Below are 24,532 nucleotides of genomic sequence, written 5' to 3'. Positions count from 1 at the left end.
GTTCTCTTCTCGTGGTCGCGGTGGGCCGGGGTGCTGGCCCTCGCGGTGTCTCCGTCACGGTGGTTCGGGAAACAAAAAGACCCCCCAGGGTTGGGAGGTCTGCGCGACGAGGGGTGCTCGTCGCGCTACTCGATAATGAGGGTGCCGGTGGGCACGGGTCGCTTCATCACACGCCCACGGTAGGGCCCGCGAAACCTCCGCGAAACACCACGTCCGGATCGTGGGACCGGCGTCCCATCCCGCGGATCGAGGTGGTCCCGCGGCCCACCCCGGCTCCGACATCACCTCGACCCGGCCGGATGGCATCCGTCATCGGGCGGCGAACGCGGCCTCGACGAGGGCGCGGAAGAGGCGCGGGTCGGTGCCCACCTCCGGGTGCCACTGGACGGCGAGGCGGAAGGAGGCCGCGGGGTCCTCCATCGCCTCGAGCGTGCCGTCGCCGGCCCAGGCCGAGGCGACGTAGCCGGGGTGTCTCAGCACCGACTGGTGGTGGTAGCTCGGCACGTCGACCTGCTCGCCGAGGATGCCGGCCAGCCGCGTGCCGGCCACCGTGCGCACGGGGTGGTTGCCGTACGTCGCCGGCGCCGGGGAGTGGTCGTGGTGGCCGACGCGGTCGGGCACGTGCTGCTCGAGCATCCCGCCCGCCGCGACGGCCATCACCTGCATCCCGCGGCAGATCCCGAGCACCGGCAGGTCGGCCTCGGCGCTCGCTCGCGCGAGCGCCAGCTCCGTGGAGTCCCGGTCGGGGCGGGAGGCCTGGACCGAGGCGTGCCGCTCGTCGGCGTACAGCTCGGGCGCCACGTCGACACCACCGGCGAGGACGATGCCGTCGAGGCGCTCGACGATCTCGAGCGCCGTGCCGTCGTCGGCGTCAGGACGGGGCGGGATGACCACCGCGATGGCGCCGGCGTCCTCGACCTGACGGACGTAGCGGTGTGGCACGAGAGCCCCGGGCACGTCGACCCAGCTGCCCCACGACACGCGCTCGACGTAGGCGGTGATCCCGATGACCGGCCGACCCATGCGCTCCTCCTGCCCCGTCCTCTTCCTGGCGTCCGCGTCAGAGCGGTGTGACGTAGGCGCCAGAGATGCCACCGTCGACGAGGAACGTCGAGGCCGTCATGAAGCTCGACTCGTCGGACGCGAGGAAGAGCACCGCGTTGGCCATCTCCTCCGGCTCGCCGAAGCGTCCCATGGGCACGTGCACGAGGCGGCGCGCAGCACGCTCCTCGTCCTTGGCGAAGAGCTCCTGAAGCAGCGGGGTGTTGACGGGCCCGGGGCACAGCGCGTTGACGCGGACCCCCTGGCGGGCGAACTGGACCCCGAGCTCGCGCGACATGGACAGCACGCCGCCCTTGCTGGCGCTGTAGGAGATCTGCGACGTGGCCGCCCCCATGACGGCGACGAACGACGCGGTGTTGATGATCGAGCCCTTGCCCTGCTCGAGCATGTAGGGCAGCGCCGCCTTGCAGCAGAGGTAGACCGACGTGAGGTTGACCTCCTGGACCTTGCGCCAGGCGTCGAGGTCGGTGTCGAGGATGGAGTCGTCCTCGGGCGGGCTGATCCCCGCGTTGTTGAAGGCGATGTCGACCGAGCCGAAGGTCTCCTTGGCCGTGCGGAAGAGGGCGTCGACGTCCTCCTTGCTGACCACGTCGACACGCACGAAGGCGCCGCCGACCTCCTCGGCGATGCGCGGTCCGTTCACCTCGTCGAGATCGCCGATGACGACCTTCGCGCCCTCCTCGGCGAAGCGACGCACCGTCGCGAGACCGATCCCCGAGCACCCGCCCGTGATGACCGCGACCTTGCCGTCGAGCCTGCCTGCCATGTGAATATCCTTCCAGCCCAGTGGATTACGTGTTCGGTTTGATGGAGACCGTCAGTCGGTCGAGATGAAGACGTTCTTGACCTCGGAGAACGCGTCGAGGGCGTCGGGTCCGAGCTCCCGCCCGATCCCGCTCTGCTTGAAGCCTCCGAACGGCGTCGAGTAGCGGACGCTGCTGTGCGAGTTGACCGACAGGTTGCCGGCCTCGACCCCTCGGGCCACCCGCAGGCCGCGACCGATGTCGCGCGTCCAGATCGACCCCGAGAGGCCGTATGCCGTGTCGTTGGCCTTGGCGACCGCGTCGGCCTCGTCGTCGAAGGGCATGACCGCCACGACCGGGCCGAAGACCTCCTCCTGCCAGACGCGGTCGGCCGTCGAGCGCGGGAGGACGACCGTCGCGGGGTACCAGTAGCCGCTGCCCTCCGGGGCGTCGCCGCGGAAGGCCACGTCGACGTCCTCGGTCGCGTCCTCGACGTAGGAGCGCACGGTGTCGCGCTGGCCGGCGCTGATGAGCGGGCCCATCTCGGCCGCCTCGTCACGGGGGTCGGTGACGACGACGCCGCGCACCGCTGTCTCGAAGAGCTCCATGAACCTCTCGAACACGCTGCGCTGCACGAGGATCCGGCTGCGGGCGCAGCAGTCCTGGCCGGCGTTGTCGAAGACGCCGTAGGGGGCGCGAGCCGCAGCGAGCTCGAGGTCCGAGTCGGCGAAGACGATGTTGGCGCTCTTGCCGCCGAGCTCGAGCGTGACGCGCTTGACCTGGTCGGCGGCCCCTCGCATGATCCGCTGGCCCACCGCCGTCGACCCGGTGAAGCAGACCTTGCGCACGTCGGGGTGGGTGACGAACCGCTCCCCCACGACCGAGCCCCGGCCGGGGACGACGGTGAGGACGCCCTCGGGGATGCCGGCCTCGAGAGCCAGCTCGCCGAGACGGACGGCCGTCAGCGGCGTCAGCTCGGCCGGCTTGAGCACGACCGTGTTGCCGGCGGCCAGGGCCGGGGCGAACCCCCAGCCGGCGATCGGCATGGGGAAGTTCCACGGCACGATGATGCCGACCACGCCGAGCGGCTCCCGGAACGTGACGTCGATGCCACCCGCGACCGGGATCTGCCGGCCGAAGTTCCGTTCGGGAGCGCCGGAGTAGTAGGCGAGGACGTCGCGGACGTTGCCGGCCTCCCACCTCGCGTTGCCGATCGTGTGCCCGGCGTTCTCGACCTCGAGCAGGGCGAGCTGTTCCTGGTGCTCGCCGACGAGGTCGGAGAACCGCCGCAGGAGCAGGGCACGGTCGGCGGGTGCCACGGCAGCCCATGCCGGGGCGGCTGCCCTCGCCCGGGCGATCGCGGCGTCGGCCTGCTCCAGCGAGGCGAGCTCGACGGTGCGCACGACCTCCTCGGTGGCCGGGTTGATGACGTCGTGGGTCTGGCTGGTGGTGCTCACAGTCGTTCGAATCCTCTCTTGCGCTCCCAGTCGGTGACCGCGGCGTTGAAGGCCGTGGTCTCCACGTCGGCGGCGTTGACGTAGTGGTCGACGACCTCGTCGCCGAAGGCTGCCCGCGCGACGGCCGATCCGGCGAGGAGGTCTCGGGCCTCCTGCAGCGTCGAGGGCACATGCGGCTTGTCCGACGTGTAGGCGTTGCCGTCGAGGGCCGGCTCGAGCGACAGCTCGTGCTCGATGCCGTGCAGGCCACCGGCGAGCATCGCTGCCACCGCGAGGTAGGGGTTGAGGTCTCCGCCCCCGATGCGGTTCTCGACGCGCAGGCCGGCACCGTGACCGACGACGCGCAGCGCGCACGTGCGGTTGTCACGGCCCCAGGCGACGGTGGTCGGCGCGAAGCTCGCCGAGGAGAACCGCTTGTAGGAGTTGATGTTCGGCGCGTAGAAGTACGTCAGCTCGCGCTGCGTCGCCAGGATGCCGGCGAGGAAGTGCTCGAACATGGCGCTGTGCCCGTGCTCGCGGTCCTCGTCGACGAAGACGGTCTCACCACCGAGCCCGCGCAGCGACAGGTGGATGTGGCACGAGCTGCCCTCGCGCTGGTCGAACTTGGCCATGAAGGTCAGCGACTGCGCGTGGTGGGCCGCGATCTCCTTCGCCGCGTTGCGGTAGACGACGTGGTTGTCGCACGTGCGCACGGCTTCGTCGAAGAGGAAGCCGATCTCGTGCTGTCCGTAGTTGCACTCCCCCTTGGCGCTCTCGACGACGGCGCCCGCGGCATACATCTCGTTGCGGATCTCGCGCAGCAGCGGCTCGACGCGGTCCCCGCCGAGGATCGAGTAGTCGACGTTGTAGCGGTTGGCCGGGGTGAGGCCGACGTAGTTGGCGTCCCAGGCCTGCTCGTAGGACTCCTGGAAGACGATGAACTCGAGCTCGGTGCCGCAGTGCGCGGCCATCCCGAGAGCGGCGGCGCGGTCGACCTGCGCCTTGAGCACCGACCGCGGCGACTGCACGACCGCGCCGCTCCCGTCGAGCCACGTGAGGTCGCACTGGACGGTCGCCGAGTTCTTGCTGCCCGGGGTGCGGCGCAGCGTGCCCAGGTCGAGGTCGAAGAACATGTCGCCGTAGCCGCGCTCCCACGACGACATGGCGTAGCCGTCGACGGTGTTCATGTCGACGTCGACGGCCAGCAGGTAGTTGCACCCCTCGGTGCCGTCCTCGAGCACGTGGTCGAGGAAGTAGTGCCCGTGCAGGCGCTTGCCCTGCAGCCTGCCCTGCATGTCGGTGAAGGCCACGACGACGGTGTCGATGTCGCCCGCCTCGATCTCGCTGCGGAGCTGGTCGACGGTCAGTGTCGGTGGTTTGGCCATGTGCACGTCCTATCCGATGAGGCCGCGGAGCAGTGCGGAGGTCGCGTCACAGTGCTCCTCCATCACCGCCCGGGCACGCTCCGCGTCGCCGCCGAGGACGGCGGCGACGACCTGGTGGTGCTGGGTGTTCGAGTGCTCGATGTTGCGGCGCAGCACGGGGATCGCCATGAGCATGTCGTGCAGGGCCGCCTGGGCGCGCGTCACGGCGTCGACGAGCATCGGCGAGCCGGACAGGGTCGCGATGGCCAGGTGCAGGCGCGAGTCGGCCACCCGGTGGGCGGCTGCGTCCGGGGCCTCGTCGACCTCACGCAGGCACTCGCCGAGCCAGGCACGCTGGTCCCCGGCCAGCGGCTGGGTCGCGGCGAGCCACGCCGCGCCGGGCTCGACGACCCGCCGGAAGGTCAGCGCGTCGAGCATGGCCGCGCCGCTGCGGACGAAGGTGCCCGCGACGCTCGCCGACGACGCAGGGACCTCAGCGGCATACGTCACCGTCGTGCCGCCGCCGCGCCCTCGTCTGGTCGTCACGAGCCCTGAGTCACGCAGCGCCGCGATCGCCTCGCGCAACGTCGTGCGGCTGACGCCGAGGCGCTCGGCGAGATCGCGCTCCGGGGGGAGCTGCTCGCCGTCGGACAGCACGCCCAGGCGGATCGCCCGGGCGAGCTGCTCGACGGTGTTCTCGAAGGCGTTGCCGGACGCCGGCCGCAGCACCGCGTCCGGCAGCGCCGTGAGTGCGAGGTGACGCTCTCCCCTGACCACGGGCATGTCAGCTCAGGAGCTCCGCCGCAGGCTTGGTGTCGTGCCCCTCGGGGACGTCGCGCATGAAGTGCTTGCGGCCTCCGGCGAACCACGACCCCAGCGCGAAGAGCGCGACGACGACGACGGTGACCGGAGCGAAGTTGAACGTCGGGTCCCCGAGGGTGCCGGGCGAGTACTGCGGCAGCAGGAAGAGGATGACGATGAAGCCCACCCAGACGATGGCGATCCAGCCGATCGGTGCGCTCCACCGGCCGAGGCTCCACCGGCCCTGGCGGAAGCCGGGGTTGAGGCGCCGCAGCAGGATCGGCGTCGCGTAGGCGATGTAGAGACCGATGACCGCCACCGACGTGACGGCGAAGAAGGCGGTCGTGTTCCAGATCGCCGGCACGGTGAGGATGAACGACAGCGCGGCACACAGCCAGATCGAGTTCGTCGGCGTGCCGGTGCGCGGGTTGATCCGCGCCCAGAGCCGCGAGCCCGGCAGCGCGTTGTCACGCGAGAAGGCGTACGACATGCGCGAGTTCGCCGTGACGGACGCCATGCCGCAGAAGAACTGCGCGACGCCGCAGATGACGACCATCGTCACCCCGAGTCGCTCCCCGAGCGCGTCGAGGAAGATCTGGGCGGGCGGCAGCCCGTTGGCGTCGGCCGCCTTGCGCGCGGTGTCGTAGTTCTGGATCGCCGCGGTCACGGAGACGAGCAGGATCGAGCCGGCCACGATCGAGACCCAGACGCTGCGCACGATGCCCTTGGGCGCCTCGATGGAGGCGTTGCGCGTCTCCTCGGCGACGTGGGCCGAGGCGTCGTAGCCCGTCAGGGTGTACTGCGCCATGAGCAGGCCGACGAGGAAGGCGTAGATCGGCAGGCCGAAGACGCCGCCCGTGCCCTGGAAGCCGGTGTTGTTGACGTAGTGCGTGAAGGTCCACGACAGCGACTGGTGCGGGACCGGCGCGACCCAGAGGGCCACGACGATGATCGCGACGCCGACGACGTGCCACCACGCGCTGACCGACGAGAGGATCTTGACGAGGTCGACCCCGAACGTGTTGAGCAGCGCGTGCAGCAGCAGGAGCACCGCGAAGATGACGAAGACCTGGGGCAGGCCGAGCGCGTTGCCCGTGATCATCGTGTAGACGGCCGACCACGTGAGAGCGGCGCCGTAGTCGATGGAGGCCGTCACCGCGACCTCGCCGAGGAAGTTGAACCAGCCGACGAACCATGCCCACTCGCGCTTGCGGCTGCGTGCGAGCCGACCCGCCCACCAGTAGAGCCCGCCGGCCGTCGGGTAGACCGAGCAGATCTCGGCCATGGCGAGGGCGACGCAGAGCACGAACGCGCCGCAGATGAGCCAACCGGTGTTGATGGCGAGCGGGCCGCCGGCATCCATGGCCAGGTAGTAGGTCGTGATGCAGCCGGCCAGGATCGAGATGATCGAGAAGGACACGGCGAAGTTCGAGAAGCCGCTCATGCCCCGGTGGAGCTCCTGCTTGTACCCGAGCTCGGCGAGCATCGACTCGTCGTCGGCGGACTCGGTGCTGACCCCGCGGGCTTTCACGGTGTCGGATGTGGACGGAGGAACGCTCATGCACTACCTCGCAAACATCGCGCGGCAAACCTTTGTTCGCCGCTGCCAGTGGTGCTCGGCATCCTCCACCGGTGAAAGTGCGACGTCAATGGTTCTGGATCAAACCTTTACGGTGACGCGTCGAGGATCGCCTCGAGCACCTGCGCGACGCCGTCGTCGTCGTTCGGCGGGCACTCGCGGTCCGCCGCGGCACGCACGTCGCCGTGACCGTTCGCCACGGCCCACCCGACCCCGGCCCAGGCCAGCATCGGCAGATCGTTGGGCATGTCCCCGAAGGCCCACACCTGCGAGGCCTCGATGCCGAGCCGTGCCGCCCACCGCTCGAGGCCGGCGGCCTTGGTCACGCCGGGGGCGTTGATCTCGGCGAGACCGTGTGCCCCCGAGAAGTGCAGGTGCCCACGGTCACCGAGCACGTCCTCGACCGTCGCCAGGAAGTCCTCGAGAGGCAGCTCCGGCGCCAGCGCGAGCAGCTTGCCCACCGGCTCCGCCCCGATCTCGCGCCACGAGCCGCGCACGGCCCGCTCGGCGCCCCGGTCGCGGTGCGGGTCGGGGTAGTCGTCGGCCACGAAGGGCCCACTGACCCGCTCCGCCGCGAACGTGACCGTGGGCACGGCCCGCCGCAGGTCGGCCACGAGCTCGTCGACGGCGCCACCGTCGAAGCAGTGCGTCTCGAGGACACGGCGGGTCGCCACCTCGTACACGAAGGCGCCGTTGCCGCAGATCGCCGTGCCACGCGGTCCGACGACCCCTTCGAGCCCGTGCAGCCAGCGCGGCGGGCGAGCCGTGACGAGGACCGTCTCGATGCCTGCCCGGGTCGCCGCCGACCACGCAGCCGCCGTCCGCCCGGACAGGGAGCCGTCCGTGCGCAGCAGGGTGCCGTCGAGGTCGGAGGCGACGAGCCGGGGCGGGTCGAGGTCGCCCACCGGCAGACCGGGGGTCGCCCCGCGCGTCACTGGCCCCATCGGCGAGGCGTGCTCAGACGAGACGGGTCAGCCAACCGTGCGAGTCCTCGGCGCGGCCGTACTGGATGTCGAGGAGCTTGCTGCGGATGGCCTCGGCGTAGCGGTCCTCGTGGCCCTCGCGGCGGTGGTCGACGGAGCCGCCGGCCCAGCGCAGCTCGCCGACGGGCGTCACGACCGCGGCCGTGCCGCACGCGAAGATCTCGACGATGTCGCCGTTGGCCGCGCCGTCCTTCCACTCCTGGATCGGGATGCGGCGCTCCTCCGGCTCGAGGTCGAGCTCCTTGGCGATCTCGAGGATCGAGCTGCGCGTGACCCCCTCGAGGATCGAGCCGGTGAGCTCGGGCGTGACGATGCGCCCGTCCTTGGTGACGATGAAGAGGTTCATCCCCCCGAGCTCCTCGATGTACGTGTGCGTCGAGGAGTCGAGGAAGACCGCCTGGTCGCAGCCGTGCTCGATGCCCTCGAGCTGGCCCGCGAGCGAGCTGGCGTAGTTGCCGCCGCACTTGGCCGCGCCCGTGCCACCCTCGCCGGCGCGGGCGTAGTCGGTGGAGATCCACAGGGTCACCGGCTTGAGACCGCCGGAGAAGTAGGCGCCGGCCGGGGAGGCGATGACGGAGTAGGTGACCTGCTGGGCTGGTCGCACGCCGAGGAACGCTTCGGACGCGAACATGAACGGTCGCAGGTAGAGGCTCTTCTCCCCCGCGTCGCCGGCCGGCACCCAGGCCTGGTCGACGGACACGATCTGACGCAGCGACTCGATGAAGTCCGCCTCGGGCAGCACCGGGAGCGCAAGGCGGCGGGCCGAGCGGGCGAAGCGGGCCGCGTTGGCCTCGGGGCGGAAGGTCCAGATGGAGCCGTCGGCGTGACGGTAGGCCTTCATGCCCTCGAAGATCTCTTGGGCGTAGTGGAGCACCGCCGCCGCGGGGTCGAGCTGGAAGGGGCCGTAGGGCTTGACCTGCGCGTCGCCCCAGCCGCCGTCGGCGGTCCACGTCGCGACGACCATGTGGTCGGTGAAGGTCTTGCCGAAGCCGGGGTTCTCGAGGACCTCGGCGATGCGCTCGGGCGACGTCGCGTCGGCGCGGCGCGTGACCTCGAAGGACAGCTGGGTCATGACAAAACCTCCAGGGGCAAAATCAGCGGTGATCCGGTTGTCAGGCTATCGCCCACATCGTGAGACGGAGAAGCCGGGGACCCGCGCTCGCGGAAGCGGGCGTATGCCGTCGGTCCGGCCACCCGGCATACGCACCCGGGTGCCCGGCCGGGCGACCTGTGGGCCGATCGCCTCAGAGACGGGCGGCCACGGCGTCGCCGACAGCGGTGGTGCTGCGGACGGCGTCGCCACGCTCGGCCAGGTCTGCAGCAACGGCGTCGTCGACGCGTGCCGCCTCCCGGTCGAGGCCGAGGTGCGCGAGCAGCATGCCGACCGAGAGGATCGCCGCGGTCGGGTCGGCCTTGGACTGGCCGGCGATGTCGGGCGCCGAGCCGTGGACCGGCTCGAACATGCTCGGGGTCGTGCGCGCCGGGTTGATGTTGCCCGAGGCGGCGAGACCGATGCCGCCGGCGATGGCCGCGGCGATGTCGGTGAGGATGTCGCCGAAGAGGTTGTCGGTGACGATGACGTCGAAGCGACCCGGGTCGGTCGCCATGAAGATCGTCGCGGCGTCGACGTGCTGGTAGGCGGTCTCGACGTCGGGGAACTCGGCCCCGACCTCCTCGACGGTGCGGCGCCAGAGGTGACCGGCATGCGTCAGGACGTTGTGCTTGTGCACGAGCGTCAGGTGCTTGCGGGGTCGGGCCTGGGCGCGGGCGAAGGCGTCGCGGACGACGCGCTCGACGCCGTAGCGGGTGTTGACGCTGACCTCCGTCGCGATCTCGTGGGGCGTCCCGACGCGCAGGGCGCCCCCGTTGCCGGTGTAGGGGCCCTCGGTGCCCTCGCGGACGACGACGAAGTCGATGCCGTCGGGGGCGACGCGCGCGACGTCGAGCGGGCTGAAGACGCCCGGGAAGAGCTTGGCGGGACGGAGGTTGACGTAGTGGTCGAGGGCGAAGCGCAGCGGCAGCAGGACTCCGCGCTCGAGCACTCCGCTCGGGACGCTCGGGTCGCCGATGGCGCCGAGGAGGATCGCGTCGTGACCGCGCAGCTCGTGGAGGACCGAGTCCGGCAGCGTCTCGCCCGTGGCGTGCCAGCGCCGCGCGCCGAGGTCGTAGTCGTTCGTCGCGAACGTCGGGCCGGTGTCGCCGGTCACGGCCTCGAGGACCTTCAGACCCTCCGCGACCACCTCGGGGCCGATGCCGTCGCCGCCGATGACGGCGATCGAGTACGCGTCCTTGAGCTGCGTCTGTGCCATGCCGTCAGCCTAGAACTCGTCTTGTGATGTGGACGCCGCGTCTCATTTCGTGAACGCACGACGAAGGCCCCCACCCGGAGGGGCGGGGGCCTTCGTCATCGGTCGCTCGGCGACTCAGTCCTCGGTGTGACCCTGGTCGCGCAGGTCCATCGACTCCTGCAGGGCCTGACGGGCTGCCTTGGCGTCTTCGCTCATGGTGATCACGTCTTTCGGTTCAGTGCGGTTGGTGGTCTCAGGTGGCTCGAGCCCTGGTGGGCGAGCCGGTCAGCACGAGGGGTGCGCGGGATCTCCGCGGCGAGGGTGCTGACTACCTGGACTCGCCGCGGCGGAGAATGAGTACGACCTGCCGCGCCATGCGTTTCACGGTACGCCGCGCTACTTGTGGGTACAGGGGGTTTCCAGCAGGTGAGACGCGATGTCCGCCATTCGTCGCAGGTCCGGACGGCTCGTCGAGACGTCGCGCACGTCCCCCGATCGGCGGAACGGTGGTCGTAGGCTCGCCGCGTGAGCGCCGACCACCCCGACGCGCCTGCCGACCCCTCCACCGGCACCGCCCGCCACCACGACCACCCGACCCACGCGAGCCACCCGAGCCATCCCGAGCACCCGAACCATGCCGCTCACCAGCGGCACCGGAGCCACGCCGTGCCCGGGGTGCCCTTCGACGACGAGGCACGCTGGATCGCCATCACCCCGGGCAACGCGCGCCGCGTCACCTTCACCGTCATGGTCGCCGTCGTCCTGCTCGGACTCGTGACGTGGGCCTTCCAGGCGATGGGCAGCTTCCTCTTCCTGCTGCTGCTCGCCTGGCTCGTGTCGATCGCCATGGAGCCGGTCGTGCTGTGGCTCAGCTCCCGGGGCCTGCGACGCGGCCTCGCGACCGGCCTGACGATGCTCGGCATGCTCCTGCTCTTCGCCGGACTGGTCGAGCTCTTCGGGCAGGTCTTCGTCTCCCAGCTCTCGCAGCTCGGCACCCAGCTGCCCGGTGCCGTGACGTCGGCCATCGACTGGGTCAACTCCACCTTCCACACCCGCTTCGACCTCGCCCAGATCCAGTCGGCGCTCAGCCTGACCCCGGACAAGCTCGGTGAGCTCGCGGGCAAGTACGGCGGAGGCATCGTCGGCATCTTCGGCTCGCTCGTCACCTTCCTCTTCGACAGCCTGACGATCCTCGTCTTCGCCTACTACCTCTCGGCGGACAGCCCGCGGCTGCGCCAGACCATCGGCTCGTGGCTGCCCCAGCGCTACCAGCGCGTCTTCATCACCGTGTGGACCATCTCGGTCGAGAAGACCGGTGGCTACGTCGTCTCCAAGCTCCTGCTCGCCACCTTGTCCGCGCTGTTCCACGTCGCCTTTTTCTGGTTCATCGACGTGCCGTTCTGGCTGCCCCTCGGCATCTTCGCCGGCATCGTCGGCCAGTTCATCCCGACCATCGGCACCTACATCGGCGTCGCACTGCCCGCGCTCTTCGCCCTGCTCGACAAGCCGATCAACGCCTTGTGGATCGCGGTGTTCGCCACGATCTACCAGCAGCTCGAGAACTACGTCTTCACCCCGCGCATCAGCCGGCGGACGATGGACGTCCACCCTGCGGTGGCCCTCGGGTCGGTCATCGCGGGCGCCGCCCTCTTCGGTGCCATCGGAGCCCTCATCGGCATCCCCGTCGCCGCGGTGGCCCTCGCCATCGTCGACACGTTCAGCAAGCGTCACGAGCTCGTCCCCGAGCTCGCGAGCCTCGAGCCGGACGACAACGGCAACGGCAACGGCAACGGGGACGCCGGGAGCGAGAGCGCGGACGGGACGACGGACGACGCCGACCTCGTGACGTGACGGGCGCGCCGACGGCTCAGGCGCGCCGACGGCTCAGTCGCGCAGGTCGACGACCGAGAAGCTCTCGGCCTCGATGACCTCGGCGAGCTCGGCTGCCATCGGTGCGGGAACGGCGCTGTCCACGTTGAGCACGCCGATGGCCCGGTCGTCCTGGCGTGAGACCTGCATGCCGCCGATGTTGATGCCGGCGTCGCCGAGGATCCGCCCGACGGCACCGATGACACCCGGACGGTCGGAGTACTCGAAGACGAGCATGTGGTCCGAGATGGGGACCTCGAGGTCGTGACCACCAACGCCCACGAGCTTCTCGACCATCTTCGGGCCGGTGAGCGTGCCCGAGACGGCCACGACGGTGCCGTCGGCGAGCGTGCCGCGGAGCGTCGTGACGTTGCGGAAGTCGCCCGCGTCGGGGTCGGTGACGAGCCGCACGACACAGCCGCGCTGCTCGGCGAGCATCGGGGCGTTGACGTAGGTGACGGCGTCCTCGACGACGTCGGTGAACAGACCCTTGAGGGCCACGAGCTTCCAGACGCTGACGTCGTGGGCCGTGATCTCGCCCCGGACGTCCACGTCGAGCTGCGCCGGCACCGAGCCGGCGACGGCGGTGAAGATGCGGCCGAGCTTCTCCACGAGCGCGATGCCGGGGCGGACCTCCTCGGCGATGAAGCCGGTGGGGACGTTGACGGCGTCGGGGACCAGCTCACCGCCGAGGGCCAGGCGCACGGACCTCGCCACGGAGATGCCGGCCTTCTCCTGCGCCTCCTCGGTCGAGGCGCCGAGGTGCGGCGTGACGACGACGGACTCGTGCTCGAAGAGCGGTGACTCGGTCGTCGGCTCGACGGCGAAGACGTCGATGCCGGCGCCGGCGACCCTGCCCTCGGCGATGGCGCGGGCGAGGGCCTCCTCGTCGAGGATGCCGCCGCGGGCGGCGTTGACGATGCGCACCGACGGCTTGACCTTGGCCAGGGCCTCCTCGCCGATGAGGCCGACGGTCTCCGGCGTCTTCGGCAGGTGGATGGTGATGAAGTCGGACTGGGCGAGCAGCTCGTCGAGGTCGACGAGAGCCGCCCCGAGCTGCCCGGCCTTGGCCGGCGAGGCATAGGGGTCGTAGGCGAGGATCCGCATGCCGAAGCCCTTGAGGCGCTCGGCGACGAGCGCGCCGATGCGTCCGAGGCCGACGACACCGACCGTCTTGTCGAGCAGCTCGACCCCCGAGTAGCTGCTGCGCTTCCAGGCACCGGCCTTGAGCGCCTGGTTGGCCGGGGCGATGTTGCGGGCCGTCGCGAGGAGCAGCCCGATGGCGAGCTCGGCGGCGGACGTGATGTTGGACGTCGGGGCGTTGACGACCATGATGCCGGCCTGGGTGGCCGCCTCGACGTCGACGTTGTCGAGCCCGACACCGGCGCGGGCGATGACCCTGAGCCGTCCGCCCGCCCTGATCGCCTCGGCGTCCATCCTCGTGGCCGACCGGATGAGGACCGCGTCGACGCCCGCCAGGGCGGCGAGCAGCTCCGCACGGTCGGCCCCGTCGACGCGCCGGACCTCGAAGTCGGGACCCAGCGCCTCGATCGTGGCGGGCGACAGCTCTTCGGCGATGAGGACGACAGGCTTGCTCACAGGGAGGTCCCTTCGGGAGGGGTGGGCCGCGTCGGGCGCAGCCGTCGGAGACACCGCATCGGCGTGCCGTCGGCGAGTCTAGGGGGTCGAGGTCGCCGGCCCGGTGGATCGCAGCGAACCTCCGGACATCTCCCAGACGCACGTCCTAGCGTGATGGGCGAGCGGTGCAGACGCCCGCGGTGAGGGGTCGACATGGCGGTGGCGCGCAGGACGCTGCTCGGTGGTGCGCTCGGAGCCGGGCTGGGGTCGCTGCTCGTGGGCTGCTCCCCCGGACGGCCGACGTCGGCGCCGGTCCCGGGACAGCCGTCGGCCAGCCCGGGCAGCCTGCCTCCGGGGTCGGCACCACCAGGGCCCACGGCGCCACCGACGGGCTCCCCGCCCGCCACGGTGCCTGCTCGTCCGACGGCACTGTCGCGCGACGCGGTGCGAGCCCGCTACGACGGCATGTCACCGACCCGATGGGGCACCGACCTGCCCGGGGTCACGGCGATGGTCGGAGCCGGATCGAGCCCCGGACCGGTCGTGGCCCTGACCTTCGACGCCTGCGGTGGGCGCGGCGGCGACGGCTACGACGCGGCCCTCGTGGACCTGCTGCGCGCCGAGCAGGCCCGGGCCACGCTCTTCCTCAACAGCCGGTGGATCCGGGCCAACCCGCGGGTCTTCGAGGACCTGGCCGCCGACCCGCTCTTCGACATCGCCGACCACGGCACCCGCCACGTCCCGCTCTCGGTCACCGGAAGGGCCGCCTACGGCATCGCCGGCACGCGTGACCCCGGTGAGGTCTACGACGAGGTCATGGGCAACGCACTCGACCTCGAGCGACGGCTGCACCCGCGCACGACGCTCGTGCGGTCCGGCACCGCCCACTACGACGACGTGGCCGTCAGGATCGTGCGCGACCTCGGCCTCGTGCCGGTCGGGTTCGACGTCAACGGCGACGCCGGGGCCACCTTCAGTCCCCGGCAGGTCCAGGCCGCGATGCGGACGGTGCGGCCCGGCTCGGTCGTCATCGGCCACCTCAACCACCCGGGGCGCGGGACCGCCGCCGGGATGGCGCTCGCGCTCCCCCGGCTACGCAGGGACGGCTACAGCTTCGTCCACGTCGCCGACCACCTGGCCTGACGGGACCGATGCCGAGGGCCGGTCGCCCCACGAACGGGCGACCGGCCCCGGGCACGGTCAGGCTGCGACAGCGAGGTCAGCGCGCGGCGCTGCCCTCGACGTAGTCGGCGTCGGTCTGCTTGACCCACGCCATGAGCCCCCGCAGCTCGCGGCCGGTCGCCTCGATCGGGTGCTGGGCGCCCTTCTCGCGCAGCGCCGTGAACTCCGGCGCGCCGGCGTCCTGGTCGTCGATGAAGCGCTTGGCGAAGGTGCCGTTCTGGATGTCGCCGAGCACCGCCTTCATGTTCTCCTTGACGTGCGGGTCGATGACGCGCGGGCCGGAGACGTAGTCGCCGTACTCCGCCGTGTCGGAGACCGACCAGCGCTGCTTGGCGATGCCGCCCTCGATCATGAGGTCGACGATGAGCTTGAGCTCGTGGAGGCACTCGAAGTAGGCGACCTCGGGCTGGTAGCCCGCCTCGACGAGGGTCTCGAAGCCGTACATGACGAGCTGGCTCGCGCCACCGCAGAGGACGGCCTGCTCACCGAACAGGTCGGTCTCGGTCTCCTCGGTGAACGTCGTCTTGATGCCGCCGGCGCGCAGGCCACCGATCGCCTTGCCGTACGCCTTGGCGAGCTCCCACGCCGTTCCGGACGCGTCCTGCTCGACGGCGAGGAGCACGGGCACCCCACGGCCGTCGACGAACTCGCGGCGCACGATGTGCCCGGGACCCTTGGGGGCGACCATGAGCACGTCGGCGTCGGCCTCCGGCTTGATGTAGCCGAAACGGATGTTGAAGCCGTGGCCGAAGAGCAGCGCCGCGCCGTTCTTGAGGTTCGGCTGGATGTCGTTGGCGTAGACGGTCCGCTGCACCTGGTCGGGCGTGAGGATGACGACGAGGTCGGCCTCCTTGACCGCGTCGGCGACCGACGTCACGGGAAGGCCCTCGGCCTCGGCCTTCGCCGTGCTCTTGCTGCCCTCGGCGAGGCCGACGCGGACGTCGACCCCGGAGTCGCGCAGGTTGAGCGCGTGGGCGTGGCCCTGGCTGCCGTAGCCGATGACGGCGACCTTCTTGCCCTGGATGATCGACAGGTCGGCGTCGTCGTCGTAGAACATCTCGGCCATGGTGGCCTTCTCCTTCGGTTGCGGTGTGCGGTTGGTCTGTGCGGGTGCGGCACCCGGGGTCGTATGCCGTGTGGCCGGGGCGGACGGCATACGTCCTCGTGATGGGCTCGTGTTGGGCGCGTGATGGGCGCGGGGTCAGGCGGTGCGGAGGCTCCGGTCGGTGATCGAGCGCGACCCGCGACCGACGGCCACCATGCCGGACTGGACGAGCTCCTTGATCCCGAAGGGCTCGAGCACGTCGAGCAGGGCCCGGAGCTTGTCGGTGGTGCCGGTCGCCTCGATGACGATGGCGTCGGTGGTGACGTCGACGACCTTGGCCTTGAAGAGCTGGATCGTGTCGATGACCTGGCTGCGGGTGGCGGCGTCGGCCCGGACCTTGACGAGCAGGATCTCGCGCTGGACCGACGCGTGCGCGTCGAGCTCGACGACCTTGAGCACCTCGATGAGCTTGTTGAGCTGCTTGGTCACCTGCTCGAGGGCGGCCCCCTCGACCTCGACGACGACCGTGATGCGCGAGATCTCGGGCAGCTCGGTCGGGCCGACGGCGAGGGAGTTGATGTTGAAGCCGCGGCGGGAGAAGAGGGCCGCGACGCGGGTCAGGACGCCGGGCTTGTCCTCGACGAGGACCGACAGGGTGTGCTTGCTCATGCTCAGTCCTCCCGTTCCCAGACCGGCGCCTCGTGGCGGGCGGCCTGGATCATGTCGTTGCTGACGCCGGCCGGCACCATCGGCCACACCATCGCGTCACGGTGCACGATGAAGTCGATGACGACGGGGCGGTCGTTGGTCTCGAGCGCCTGCTTGATGACGGCGTCGACCTCCTCCGGGGTCTCGGCACGCAGGCCGAGGCAGCCGTAGGCGTCGGCGAGCTTGACGAAGTCCGGCACCCGCTGCTCGAGGGGCTGGAGGTTGGTGTTGGAGTAGCGCTCGTTGTAGAAGAGCGTCTGCCACTGGCGCACCATGCCGAGGCTGCTGTTGTTGATGATCGCGACCTTGATCGGGATGTTGTTGATGACGCAGGTCGCGAGCTCCTGGTTCGTCATCTGGAAGCAGCCGTCGCCGTCGATGGCCCACACCGTCCGGTCGGGCTCGGCGACCTTGGCGCCCATGGCCGCCGGGACCGAGAAGCCCATCGTGCCAAGGCCGCCGGAGTTGATCCAGGCGTTGGGGCGCTCGTACTGCACGAACTGCGCGGCCCACATCTGGTGCTGGCCGACCCCGGCGACGTAGGTGGCCTCGGGTCCGGTGAGCGCACCGATGCGCTCGATGACGTACTGCGGCGACAGCGTGCCGTCCTCGCTGTCGGTCCAGCCGAGCGGGAAGGTCTGCTTCCACTCGGCGACCCGCTCACGCCAGGCCGTGTAGTCCCAGCCGTTCGCGTCGGTCTCGGCGGTCGCCCGGTCGAGCGTCACCTGCTCGATGAGGTCCTTGATGACCTCGCCCACGTCACCGACGATCGGCACGTCGGCGATGCGGTTCTTGGAGATCTCGGCCGGGTCGATGTCGGCGTGGATCACCTTGGCGTCCGGGGCGAACGTCGACAGCTGGCCCGTGACGCGGTCGTCGAACCGCGCTCCGAGGGCGATGATGAGGTCGGACTTCTGCAGCCCGGTGACGGCGGCCACGGTGCCGTGCATGCCGGGCATGCCGAGGTTGAGCGGCTCGCTGTCGGGAACGGTCCCGCGCGCCATGAGGGTCGTGACGACGGGGATGCCGGTCAGCTCGACGAGGCGGCGCAGCGCCTCGCTGGCCTTGGCCCGGACGACGCCGCCGCCGACGTAGAGGATCGGCTGCTTCGCGGCGGCCATGAGGCGGGAGGCCTCGCGGATCTGCTTGCCGTGCGGGCGCAGGACCGGCCGGTAGCCGGGCAGGTCGATCTGCGGCGGCCAGCTGAACGTCGTCCTCGCCTGGAGGGCGTCCTTGCTGATGTCGACGAGGACGGGACCGGGGCGACCGGTGCTCGCGACGTGGAAGGCCTCGGCGATGGCCTGCGGGATCTTCGCCGGGTCGGTCACGAGGTAGTTGTGCTTGGTGATCGGCATCGTGATGCCGCGGATGTCCGCCTCCTGGAAGGCGTCCGTGCCGATGGCGGCGCTCGCGACCTGGCCGGTGATGGCGACGACCGGGACGGAGTCCATGTGGGCATCCGCGAGCGGGGTCACGAGGTTCGTCGCCCCGGGGCCGGAGGTCGCCATGCACACGCCGACCTTGCCCGTCGCCGAGGCGTAGCCCTCGGCGGCGTGCCCGGCACCCTGCTCGTGGCGCACGAGGATGTGGCGCACCTTCTTCGAGTCGAGCATGGGGTCGTAGGCCGGCAGGATCGCGCCGCCGGGGATGCCGAAGACGGTGTCGCAGCCGATGGCCTCGAGGGAGAGTACGAGCGCCTGGGCCCCGGTGACCTCGAGGGCGGGCGTGACGACCGCGGTCGTCGTCGACCGCGCCTCCGCCGCGGGTCGGGGACGGGCCAGGGAGGCCACGTCGGCGGGCGATGGCGCCTGCTTCGTCGTGTCGCTCACGATGTCTTCCTTGTCTCGAGCACTGCGTCGTGATGCCGGTTCGGGCTGACTCCACCCACAAAAAAACCCTTCGGTCCCGCGGGGGGACGGAAGGGGGCGCGCTGACCGTTCGAGCTGGTCGGCGCGCTAGGGAAGTACGAGGAGTCGGGCCACGTGACAACCGTCCTACCAAGCCCCCGAGGTGTCAATCGGCCATCTGTGGCGTCTCAGCATGTGACCTCGTGATCTCACCCACTGTCACGCCGTCGGGTGGCCGTCCAGTGGTGGACCACGGCCACGAAAGTCGGTTGTCGACGGGTCGGACGGGTCGGGACACTGGCATACATGACGAGCGTCGTGCCTCTGCACCTCCCGCCCGGAGCGACCCACCTCGCGACGCGGCCGCTGTCGCGGGAGGACGCGACCGCGGTCACCGCTCTCATGGCCGCGTGCGAGCTGCACGACGTGGGTGCCGTCGTCATCGAGGAGGCCGACATCGTCGGCGACTGGCAGCGTCCGGCCTTCGACCTCTCCACCCAGACGGTCGGCGTCCTCGACGAGGGCCGGCTCGTGGCCTACGCCGAGGTCTACAAGGGTCGCTGGGTCGACGCCGCCGTCCACCCAGGTCACCGCGGGCTCGGCATCGGGACCGCACTGTCGCACTGGACGCGCGCGGTCGGAGCCCGTGACGGGGGCACCGTGGTGGGTCAGCCCGTCCCCGGCGGGTCGCCCGGGGAGCGCCTGCTCTCGGCCCTGGGCTACCGCACCCTCTGGACGTCGTGGGTCCTCGAGCTCCCGGCCGGTCGGGCGATCGAGCCGCAGCCCCTCCCACAGGGGTATGCCGTCCGCGAACCACGCGACGACGACGACCTCCGCGCCACGTGGACGGTCAACGAGGACGCCTTCCTCGAGTGGTCCGATCGGGAGCGAGCGACCTTCGAGGAGTGGGCGGCCACCGTCACCCACCGCCCCGGCTTCGAGCCCTGGCAGCTCCGCCTCGTGGTCGACCCGTCCGACACCGTGGTCGGCATGGCCTTCGTCGTCGTGTCGAACGGCAGCGCCTACGTCGACAAGCTCGCGGTGCGCCGCGACGAGCGCGGCAAGGGGCTCGCGAGGGCACTGCTCGTCGACGCCTTCGAGGTCGCCCGCACCCACGGGGGCGAGCGGTCCGAGCTGTCGACGGACTCGCGCACCGGCGCGCTCGGACTCTACGAGAAGGTCGGCATGCAGGTCACCTCGGTCTGGCGTCACTGGGCTGCCGACGTCGCACCGGCCGCGGCCGTCGTCGAGCACTGAAGCGGTCGTCATGGAGCAGCACACGGACATCGACGTCGACGCCCCGGCCGGGCGCGTGTGGGAGGTCATGAGCGACGTCGAGCGCTGGCCCGAGTGGACCGCGTCGGTGCGATCCGTGACCCTGCTCGACGGCGGGCTGCGGATCGGGGCGCGAGCCCGGATCGACCAACCGCGCATCCCGACGTCGGTCTGGACGGTCACAGACCTCACCGAGGGACGCGAGTTCGTCTGGGAGGCAGTCGGACCGGGCACGCGGACGAAAGGTCGGCACACCGTCGAGGCCACGGGTCCCGGCACGTGCCGGGTCACGCTCTCGATCACCCAGTCCGGCCGGCTGGGGTCCGTCCTCGGGCGCGGCTACCGGTCTCTCACCGACCGCTACCTGTCGATGGAGGCCGCGGGACTCAAGGCGCGGGCCGAGTCGTCGACGCCCGACGAGAACGCCTAGACCGCCGGACCCCCACCCCTGCGCAACACACCGAGAAGAGCGCGACACACCGGGACCCGAGGCCGGTGTGTCGCGCTCTTCTCGGTGTGTTGCCGGGTCAGCGGGGCAGCAGGGGGTTGGCCTCCGCGGCGGCGACGTCACCCGGCGCCAGCCCGGGCAGCCACGAGGCGAGGTCGTTGGCCTGCGCCGAGTTGGCCGGTTCGAGCACGTCGAGCCCGTCGGCGAACCAGATGACCGTCATGACCTCGCGCATCCGGTCCGAGGTGTTGCCGAGGGCCTTGTGCACGGTCCAGCCGGAGTGGAACGACGCATCCCCCGCCCGCATCGCGACCGGCTCGTCGACGGCCAGCCCCCGCTCGGGCAGCAGCCGGTCGAAGTGCTCCTCCGACGCGTCGGAGATGCCGATGTCGCTGAGCGGGCCGTCCACGTGACTGCCGCTGGCGAAGGCGAGGCCGCCGTGGGCCGGCGTGATGTCGACGAGGGGCATCCACATCGTCAGGCACCGCGACCCGTCCAGCGGCCAGTACATCGCGTCCTGGTGCCAGGGCGTGTAGCCCCCGCCGGGCTCCTTGAAGAGCGCCTGGTCGTGGTAGAGCCGGACGCGCGGGACACCGAGCAGGCGGGCCGCCACGCCGGCGAAGCGGGACGCCGTGACGAAGTGGGCCACGCCCTCGTCGTGCCGCCAGAGGTTCATCACCTGGAGGAAGGCCATGCCGTAGCTGTCGCGCTCGGCGAGGGGACGGGTCTCGGTGCTGAGGCGCTCGACGGTCGCCGCCACCGGCCGACGGTAGGCCGCAGCCTCCTCCTCCGTGGCCACCTGGGCCAGGCGCACGTGGCCGTTCGCCCGGTAGGCCGCGACGTCGTCGTCGCCGATGGGGTATGCCGTGGTGAGCGCCGGGAGCAGGTCGGTGGGCATGGGCGGCTCCTCTCTCGTGGATCGTGAACGACCCGAGCGGTCGTCGCCGGCCCCAGCACAGCAGTCGTCGCCGAGGGCGACCCGGAACGTCATGGTCAGAGGGGAACGATCTGGTTCGATGGTTGCATGCCCGCGCGAGGATCAAACGGTGACCGCGCTCCACGCGTGCCCTCGGGGAGGCTCGGCGAGGTGCTCGTGGCCGGCCGCATCACCGGCGGGAGCGGGCTGCCCGCCGGCACGACACGGCGTCACCCGTCGTGGGGCCTCACCTTCGTCACCGCGGGCACGGGGCGCTACCGGGACGCCTCGCACGACGAGGCCATCTGTCCCGGGTCGCTCGTGGTGGTGCACCCCGGTCACCCCCACTGGTACGGCGCCGACCGCGGCGGGTGGGACGAGGTCTTCGTCGTCTTCGACGGGGCCGCGTTCGAGCTGGCGCGTCGTCTCGGGGCACTCACACCCGACCGGCCACTCGTCCACGGGCTGTCCGTGGCCCGTTGGCGCCACCGGTTCGCGGTGTACGGCGACCGGGCCCGCCCGACGACGGTCGTCGGCCGCGACGCCGAGGCCCTCGACCTGCTGGCCGCACTGCTGGAGGCGAACGCGGTGACAGCCCCCCGCGGCGCCGCGGCGAGGGTCCGGCACGAGGCAGGCCACGCCGACTGGCTGGACCGCTCCCTCGCCCTGCTCGGCCGCGACCTCGCCGAGCCGCTGGACCTCCCGTCCGTGGCCGCGGAGGTCGGCATGGCGTACGAGACGTGGCGCCGCCGGTTCCGGGCCGAGACCGGCACGAGCCCCTACGCCCACCGGGCCTCGAGGCGGCTCGAGGCCGCGACCGACCTGCTCGTCCACACTGGGCTCGGGGTGCGCGACATCGCCGCGGCGACCGGGTTCAGCGACGAGCGCCACCTCATCCGACGCTTCCGCGAGCACACCGGGCTCACGCCCCGCGCGTTCCGCGACGCGGGCCACTGACCCAGCCCCACGGCATACACCCTCCCCCGCAACACACCGAGCACCAGGCAACCGTGACGGTTGCAGCCGTCCGGATTACCGGCTGCTCGGTGTGTTGCGGGAAGAAGCCGTCAGCCGCAGACGGCGCCGCGGCTCGCGCTGCCGACGAGCTTGCGGTACTTCGCGAGCACGCCGCGGGTGTACTTCGGCTCCGGGTGCGTGACGCCCTGCTGCCGGCGACGAGCCATCTCCGCGTCGTCGACGAGGACGTCGAGGGTGCCGTTCGCGACGTCGAGACGGATCGTGTCGCCGTCGCGGACGAAGGCGATCGGTCCCTCGTCGACGGCCTCCGGGGCCACGTGCCCGACGCAGAGGCCGGTCGTGCCGCCGGAGAAGCGGCCGTCGGTGAGGAGGAGGACGTCCTTGCCCAGACCGGCGCCCTTGATGGCGCCCGTCACGGCGAGCATCTCCCGCATGCCGGGGCCACCCTTGGGGCCCTCGTAGCGGATGACGACGACGTCGTTCTTCTGCAGCGAACCCTGCTCGACGGCGTCCATCGCCGCGCGCTCACCGTCGAAGACCCGGGCCGTGCCCTCGAAGACCGACTCGTCGAAGCCGGCGGACTTCACGACGGCGCCCTCGGGGGCGAGCGAGCCCTTGAGGATCGTCAGGCCGCCCGTCTTGTGGATCGGGGTCGCCATCTCGCGGATGACGCGGCCGTCGATGTGCGGCGGGTTGAGCTCCTCGAGGTTCTCGGCCATCGTCCTGCCCGTCACGGTGAGGCAGTCCCCGTCGAGCAGGCCGGCCTCGAGGAGCGTCTTCATGACGACCGGGATCCCGCCGATGTGGTCGATGTCCTTCATGACGAAGCTGCCGAAGGGCTTGACGTCGGCCAGGTGCGGCACCTTGGCCCCGATGCGACGGAAGTCGTCGATGGTCAGGTCGACGTCGGCCTCGTGGGCGATCGCGAGCAGGTGCAGGACGGCGTTCGTCGAGCCGCCGAAGGCCATGACGACGGCGATGGCGTTCTCGAAGGCCGGCTTCGTCATGATGTCGCGGGCGGTGATCCCCTTGCGGAGCAGCTCGACGACGGCCTCGCCCGACTTGCGGGCGTACATGTCGCGGCGGCGGTCGGTCGCGGGCGGCGCGGCCGAGCCGGGGATCGACATGCCGATCGCCTCGGCCACGGCGGCCATCGTGTTGGCGGTGTAGAAGCCGCCGCACGCCCCCTCGCCCGGGCAGATCGCGCGCTCGATCGCGTCGACGTCCTCGAGCGACATGAGCCCGGCGTTGCACGCCCCGACGGCCTCGAAGGCGTCGATGATCGTGACCTCCTTCTCGGTACCGTCCGAGAGCTTCGCGACTCCGGGGAGGATCGTGCCGGCATAGAGGAACACGGAGGCGAGGTCCAGGCGCGCCGCCGCCATGAGCATGCCCGGCAGCGACTTGTCACACCCGGCGAGCAGCACCGATCCGTCGAGCCGCTCGGCGTTCATGACCGTCTCGACGGAGTCGGCGATGATCTCGCGCGAGACGAGGCTGAAGTGCATGCCCTCGTGGCCCATCGAGATGCCGTCGGACACGGAGATGGTGCCGAACTCGAGCGGGTAGCCGCCTCCGGCGTGGACGCCGTCCTTGACCGCCTTGGCGAGCCGGTCGAGCGACAGGTTGCACGGCGTGATCTCGTTCCACGAGCTCGCGACGCCGATCTGCGGCTTGGCCCAGTCGTCGTCCCCAAGGCCCACGGCCCGGAGCATCCCCCGCGCGGCGGTCTTCTCGAGACCGTCGGTGACGTCGCGGCTGCGGGGCTTGATGTCAGGCGTCTGCGTCATGCGAGCAGCATAGAACCGTGTCCGCTGGGTGGACACCGCATCTCATTGCCTGATCGCTCTGCAGCGGTCAGTCGTCGTGGCCCCGGCTCACGTGGAAGCGGGTCAGCTCGCACGAGCCGAGGTCGAGGTCGGCCCAGTCCCCCGCGTACCGCAGGACGGCCAGGCCGCTCGTGACGAACCCCTGTCCGAGCGCCTCGTGCGCCTCGCGAGAGCCCTCTCCGTCGGTGAGCAGGCTCGTCAGCTGGGCCATGGTCGGGTTGTGGCCGACGACGAGCACCGTCGAGGTGTCGCCGCCGTCCTCGCGCACCGTCTCGAGCGTCTGCTCCGAGCCGCCCAGGTAGACGCTGCGCCGGAACTCCACGAACTCCGTGTGCGCGCCGCCGCGGCACGCCTCCTCCCAGGTCTGCCGCGTGCGATGCGCGGTCGAGCAGATGACGAGGTCGGGCACGAGCCCCTCGGCGTGGAGCCACTTCCCGGCGGCCTTGGCGTCCCGACGACCCCGAGCCGCGAGCTCGCGGTCGTGGTCGGGCTTGCCGGGCCCCTCCTCGGCCTTGGCGTGCCGCATGAGGATGAGGGTCTTCTCTCTCGAGGCGCTGCTCATGCCTCCGAGCATGCCCCTCGCAGAGGCGCCTTGTCAGCC

At 71.0% G+C, this 24,532-nt stretch carries 22 protein-coding genes; 5 read left to right on the top strand and 17 right to left on the bottom strand.

All coding sequences use genetic code 11. The annotated features are described in order from the left end of the window. Positions 1-309: 309 nt before the first annotated feature. The 10 genes from TAE01_RS03150 to TAE01_RS03105 all read right to left on the bottom strand — a co-directional run bounded on the left by TAE01_RS03150 (position 310) and on the right by TAE01_RS03105 (position 10,472). A complete protein-coding gene (locus TAE01_RS03150) occupies positions 310-1,023 on the bottom strand; it encodes a gamma-glutamyl-gamma-aminobutyrate hydrolase family protein (RefSeq protein ID WP_147063317.1) in 714 nt (237 codons plus the stop codon). A 37-nt stretch (positions 1,024-1,060) separates the two neighbouring features. Then, complete coding sequence (locus TAE01_RS03145; protein ID WP_147063316.1) at positions 1,061-1,828, bottom strand: 3-oxoacyl-ACP reductase; 768 nt, start codon at positions 1,826-1,828, stop codon at positions 1,061-1,063. A 51-nt stretch (positions 1,829-1,879) separates the two neighbouring features. Further along, positions 1,880-3,262: an aldehyde dehydrogenase family protein gene (locus TAE01_RS03140; protein ID WP_147063313.1), complete on the bottom strand. Its 1,383-nt coding sequence runs from the start codon at positions 3,260-3,262 to the stop codon at positions 1,880-1,882. Continuing rightward, the gene (locus TAE01_RS03135; RefSeq protein WP_147063311.1) at positions 3,259-4,626 is read right to left on the bottom strand and encodes a glutamine synthetase family protein; all 1,368 of its coding nucleotides are present in this window, start codon (positions 4,624-4,626) and stop codon (positions 3,259-3,261) included. The genes TAE01_RS03140 and TAE01_RS03135 overlap by 4 nt, the downstream gene beginning before the upstream one ends. 9 nt (positions 4,627-4,635) lie before the next feature. Further along, a complete protein-coding gene (locus TAE01_RS03130; RefSeq protein ID WP_147063309.1) occupies positions 4,636-5,388 on the bottom strand; it encodes a FadR/GntR family transcriptional regulator in 753 nt (250 codons plus the stop codon). A 1-nt stretch (position 5,389) separates the two neighbouring features. Further along, positions 5,390-6,937 (bottom strand): amino acid permease, encoded by a 1,548-nt coding sequence (locus TAE01_RS03125; RefSeq protein ID WP_246111106.1) that lies wholly within the window; start codon positions 6,935-6,937, stop codon positions 5,390-5,392. A 137-nt stretch (positions 6,938-7,074) separates the two neighbouring features. Continuing rightward, positions 7,075-7,929, bottom strand: coding sequence for an HAD family hydrolase (locus TAE01_RS03120; RefSeq protein WP_147063305.1), 855 nt, complete (start codon positions 7,927-7,929; stop codon positions 7,075-7,077). A 13-nt stretch (positions 7,930-7,942) separates the two neighbouring features. Further along, the gene (locus tag TAE01_RS03115; RefSeq protein ID WP_147063303.1) at positions 7,943-9,040 is read right to left on the bottom strand and encodes a branched-chain amino acid aminotransferase; all 1,098 of its coding nucleotides are present in this window, start codon (positions 9,038-9,040) and stop codon (positions 7,943-7,945) included. Positions 9,041-9,212: 172 nt separating this feature from the next. Next, the gene (locus TAE01_RS03110) at positions 9,213-10,277 is read right to left on the bottom strand and encodes a 3-isopropylmalate dehydrogenase (protein ID WP_147063302.1); all 1,065 of its coding nucleotides are present in this window, start codon (positions 10,275-10,277) and stop codon (positions 9,213-9,215) included. 114 nt (positions 10,278-10,391) lie between these two features. Then, complete coding sequence (locus tag TAE01_RS03105) at positions 10,392-10,472, bottom strand: 3-isopropylmalate dehydrogenase (protein ID WP_081633825.1); 81 nt, start codon at positions 10,470-10,472, stop codon at positions 10,392-10,394. Positions 10,473-10,781: 309 nt separating this feature from the next. On the opposite strand from TAE01_RS03105, the gene TAE01_RS03100 reads away from it, so the two are divergent. Continuing rightward, a complete protein-coding gene (locus TAE01_RS03100; RefSeq protein WP_147063300.1) occupies positions 10,782-12,107 on the top strand; it encodes an AI-2E family transporter in 1,326 nt (441 codons plus the stop codon). Between the two features lie 33 nt (positions 12,108-12,140). On the opposite strand, the gene serA is transcribed toward TAE01_RS03100, so the two are convergent. Next, on the bottom strand, positions 12,141-13,724 hold the full coding sequence (gene serA, locus TAE01_RS03095; protein ID WP_147063298.1) for a phosphoglycerate dehydrogenase: 1,584 nt from the start codon (positions 13,722-13,724) through the stop codon (positions 12,141-12,143). 192 nt (positions 13,725-13,916) lie between these two features. On the opposite strand from serA, the gene TAE01_RS03090 reads away from it, so the two are divergent. Continuing rightward, a complete protein-coding gene (locus TAE01_RS03090) occupies positions 13,917-14,846 on the top strand; it encodes a polysaccharide deacetylase family protein (protein WP_147063296.1) in 930 nt (309 codons plus the stop codon). A 76-nt stretch (positions 14,847-14,922) separates the two neighbouring features. Here the strand turns inward: TAE01_RS03090 and ilvC are convergent, their stop codons facing one another. The 3 genes from ilvC to TAE01_RS03075 form a co-directional block, all read right to left on the bottom strand. Next, positions 14,923-15,951 carry a ketol-acid reductoisomerase gene (ilvC, locus tag TAE01_RS03085; RefSeq protein WP_147063293.1) on the bottom strand — a complete coding sequence of 343 codons (1,029 nt, stop codon included), beginning with the start codon at positions 15,949-15,951 and terminating at the stop codon, positions 14,923-14,925. A 135-nt stretch (positions 15,952-16,086) separates the two neighbouring features. Continuing rightward, positions 16,087-16,599, bottom strand: a complete 513-nt coding sequence (gene ilvN, locus TAE01_RS03080) for an acetolactate synthase small subunit (protein WP_147063291.1) — start codon at positions 16,597-16,599, stop codon at positions 16,087-16,089. A 2-nt stretch (positions 16,600-16,601) separates the two neighbouring features. Then, the gene (locus TAE01_RS03075) at positions 16,602-18,467 is read right to left on the bottom strand and encodes an acetolactate synthase large subunit (protein ID WP_147063289.1); all 1,866 of its coding nucleotides are present in this window, start codon (positions 18,465-18,467) and stop codon (positions 16,602-16,604) included. A gap of 324 nt (positions 18,468-18,791) precedes the next feature. Here TAE01_RS03075 and TAE01_RS03070 point away from each other — a divergent pair, with 324 nt between their 5' ends. Further along, positions 18,792-19,742, top strand: a complete 951-nt coding sequence (locus TAE01_RS03070) for a GNAT family N-acetyltransferase (protein ID WP_147063287.1) — start codon at positions 18,792-18,794, stop codon at positions 19,740-19,742. A gap of 10 nt (positions 19,743-19,752) precedes the next feature. Beyond that, positions 19,753-20,190 carry an SRPBCC family protein gene (locus tag TAE01_RS03065; protein ID WP_147063285.1) on the top strand — a complete coding sequence of 146 codons (438 nt, stop codon included), beginning with the start codon at positions 19,753-19,755 and terminating at the stop codon, positions 20,188-20,190. Positions 20,191-20,287: 97 nt separating this feature from the next. Here TAE01_RS03065 and TAE01_RS03060 read toward each other — a convergent pair whose 3' ends face one another. Then, on the bottom strand, positions 20,288-21,106 hold the full coding sequence (locus tag TAE01_RS03060; protein WP_147063283.1) for a phytanoyl-CoA dioxygenase family protein: 819 nt from the start codon (positions 21,104-21,106) through the stop codon (positions 20,288-20,290). 165 nt (positions 21,107-21,271) lie between these two features. On the opposite strand from TAE01_RS03060, the gene TAE01_RS03055 reads away from it, so the two are divergent. After that, complete coding sequence (locus TAE01_RS03055) at positions 21,272-22,081, top strand: helix-turn-helix transcriptional regulator (RefSeq protein ID WP_186815017.1); 810 nt, start codon at positions 21,272-21,274, stop codon at positions 22,079-22,081. A 110-nt stretch (positions 22,082-22,191) separates the two neighbouring features. Here the strand turns inward: TAE01_RS03055 and ilvD are convergent, their stop codons facing one another. Both ilvD and TAE01_RS03045 read right to left on the bottom strand, forming a co-directional pair. After that, positions 22,192-23,892, bottom strand: coding sequence for a dihydroxy-acid dehydratase (ilvD, locus tag TAE01_RS03050; protein WP_147063279.1), 1,701 nt, complete (start codon positions 23,890-23,892; stop codon positions 22,192-22,194). 67 nt (positions 23,893-23,959) lie between these two features. After that, positions 23,960-24,493, bottom strand: coding sequence for a SixA phosphatase family protein (locus TAE01_RS03045; protein WP_246111105.1), 534 nt, complete (start codon positions 24,491-24,493; stop codon positions 23,960-23,962). Positions 24,494-24,532: the final 39 nt, after the last annotated feature.

This window comes from Terrabacter aerolatus, from assembly GCF_007991735.1.
Classification (GTDB): Bacteria; Actinomycetota; Actinomycetes; order Actinomycetales; family Dermatophilaceae; genus Terrabacter; species Terrabacter aerolatus.
Note: the sequence above shows the minus strand (reverse complement) of the source record. Positions and strands in the feature narration are given on the sequence as shown.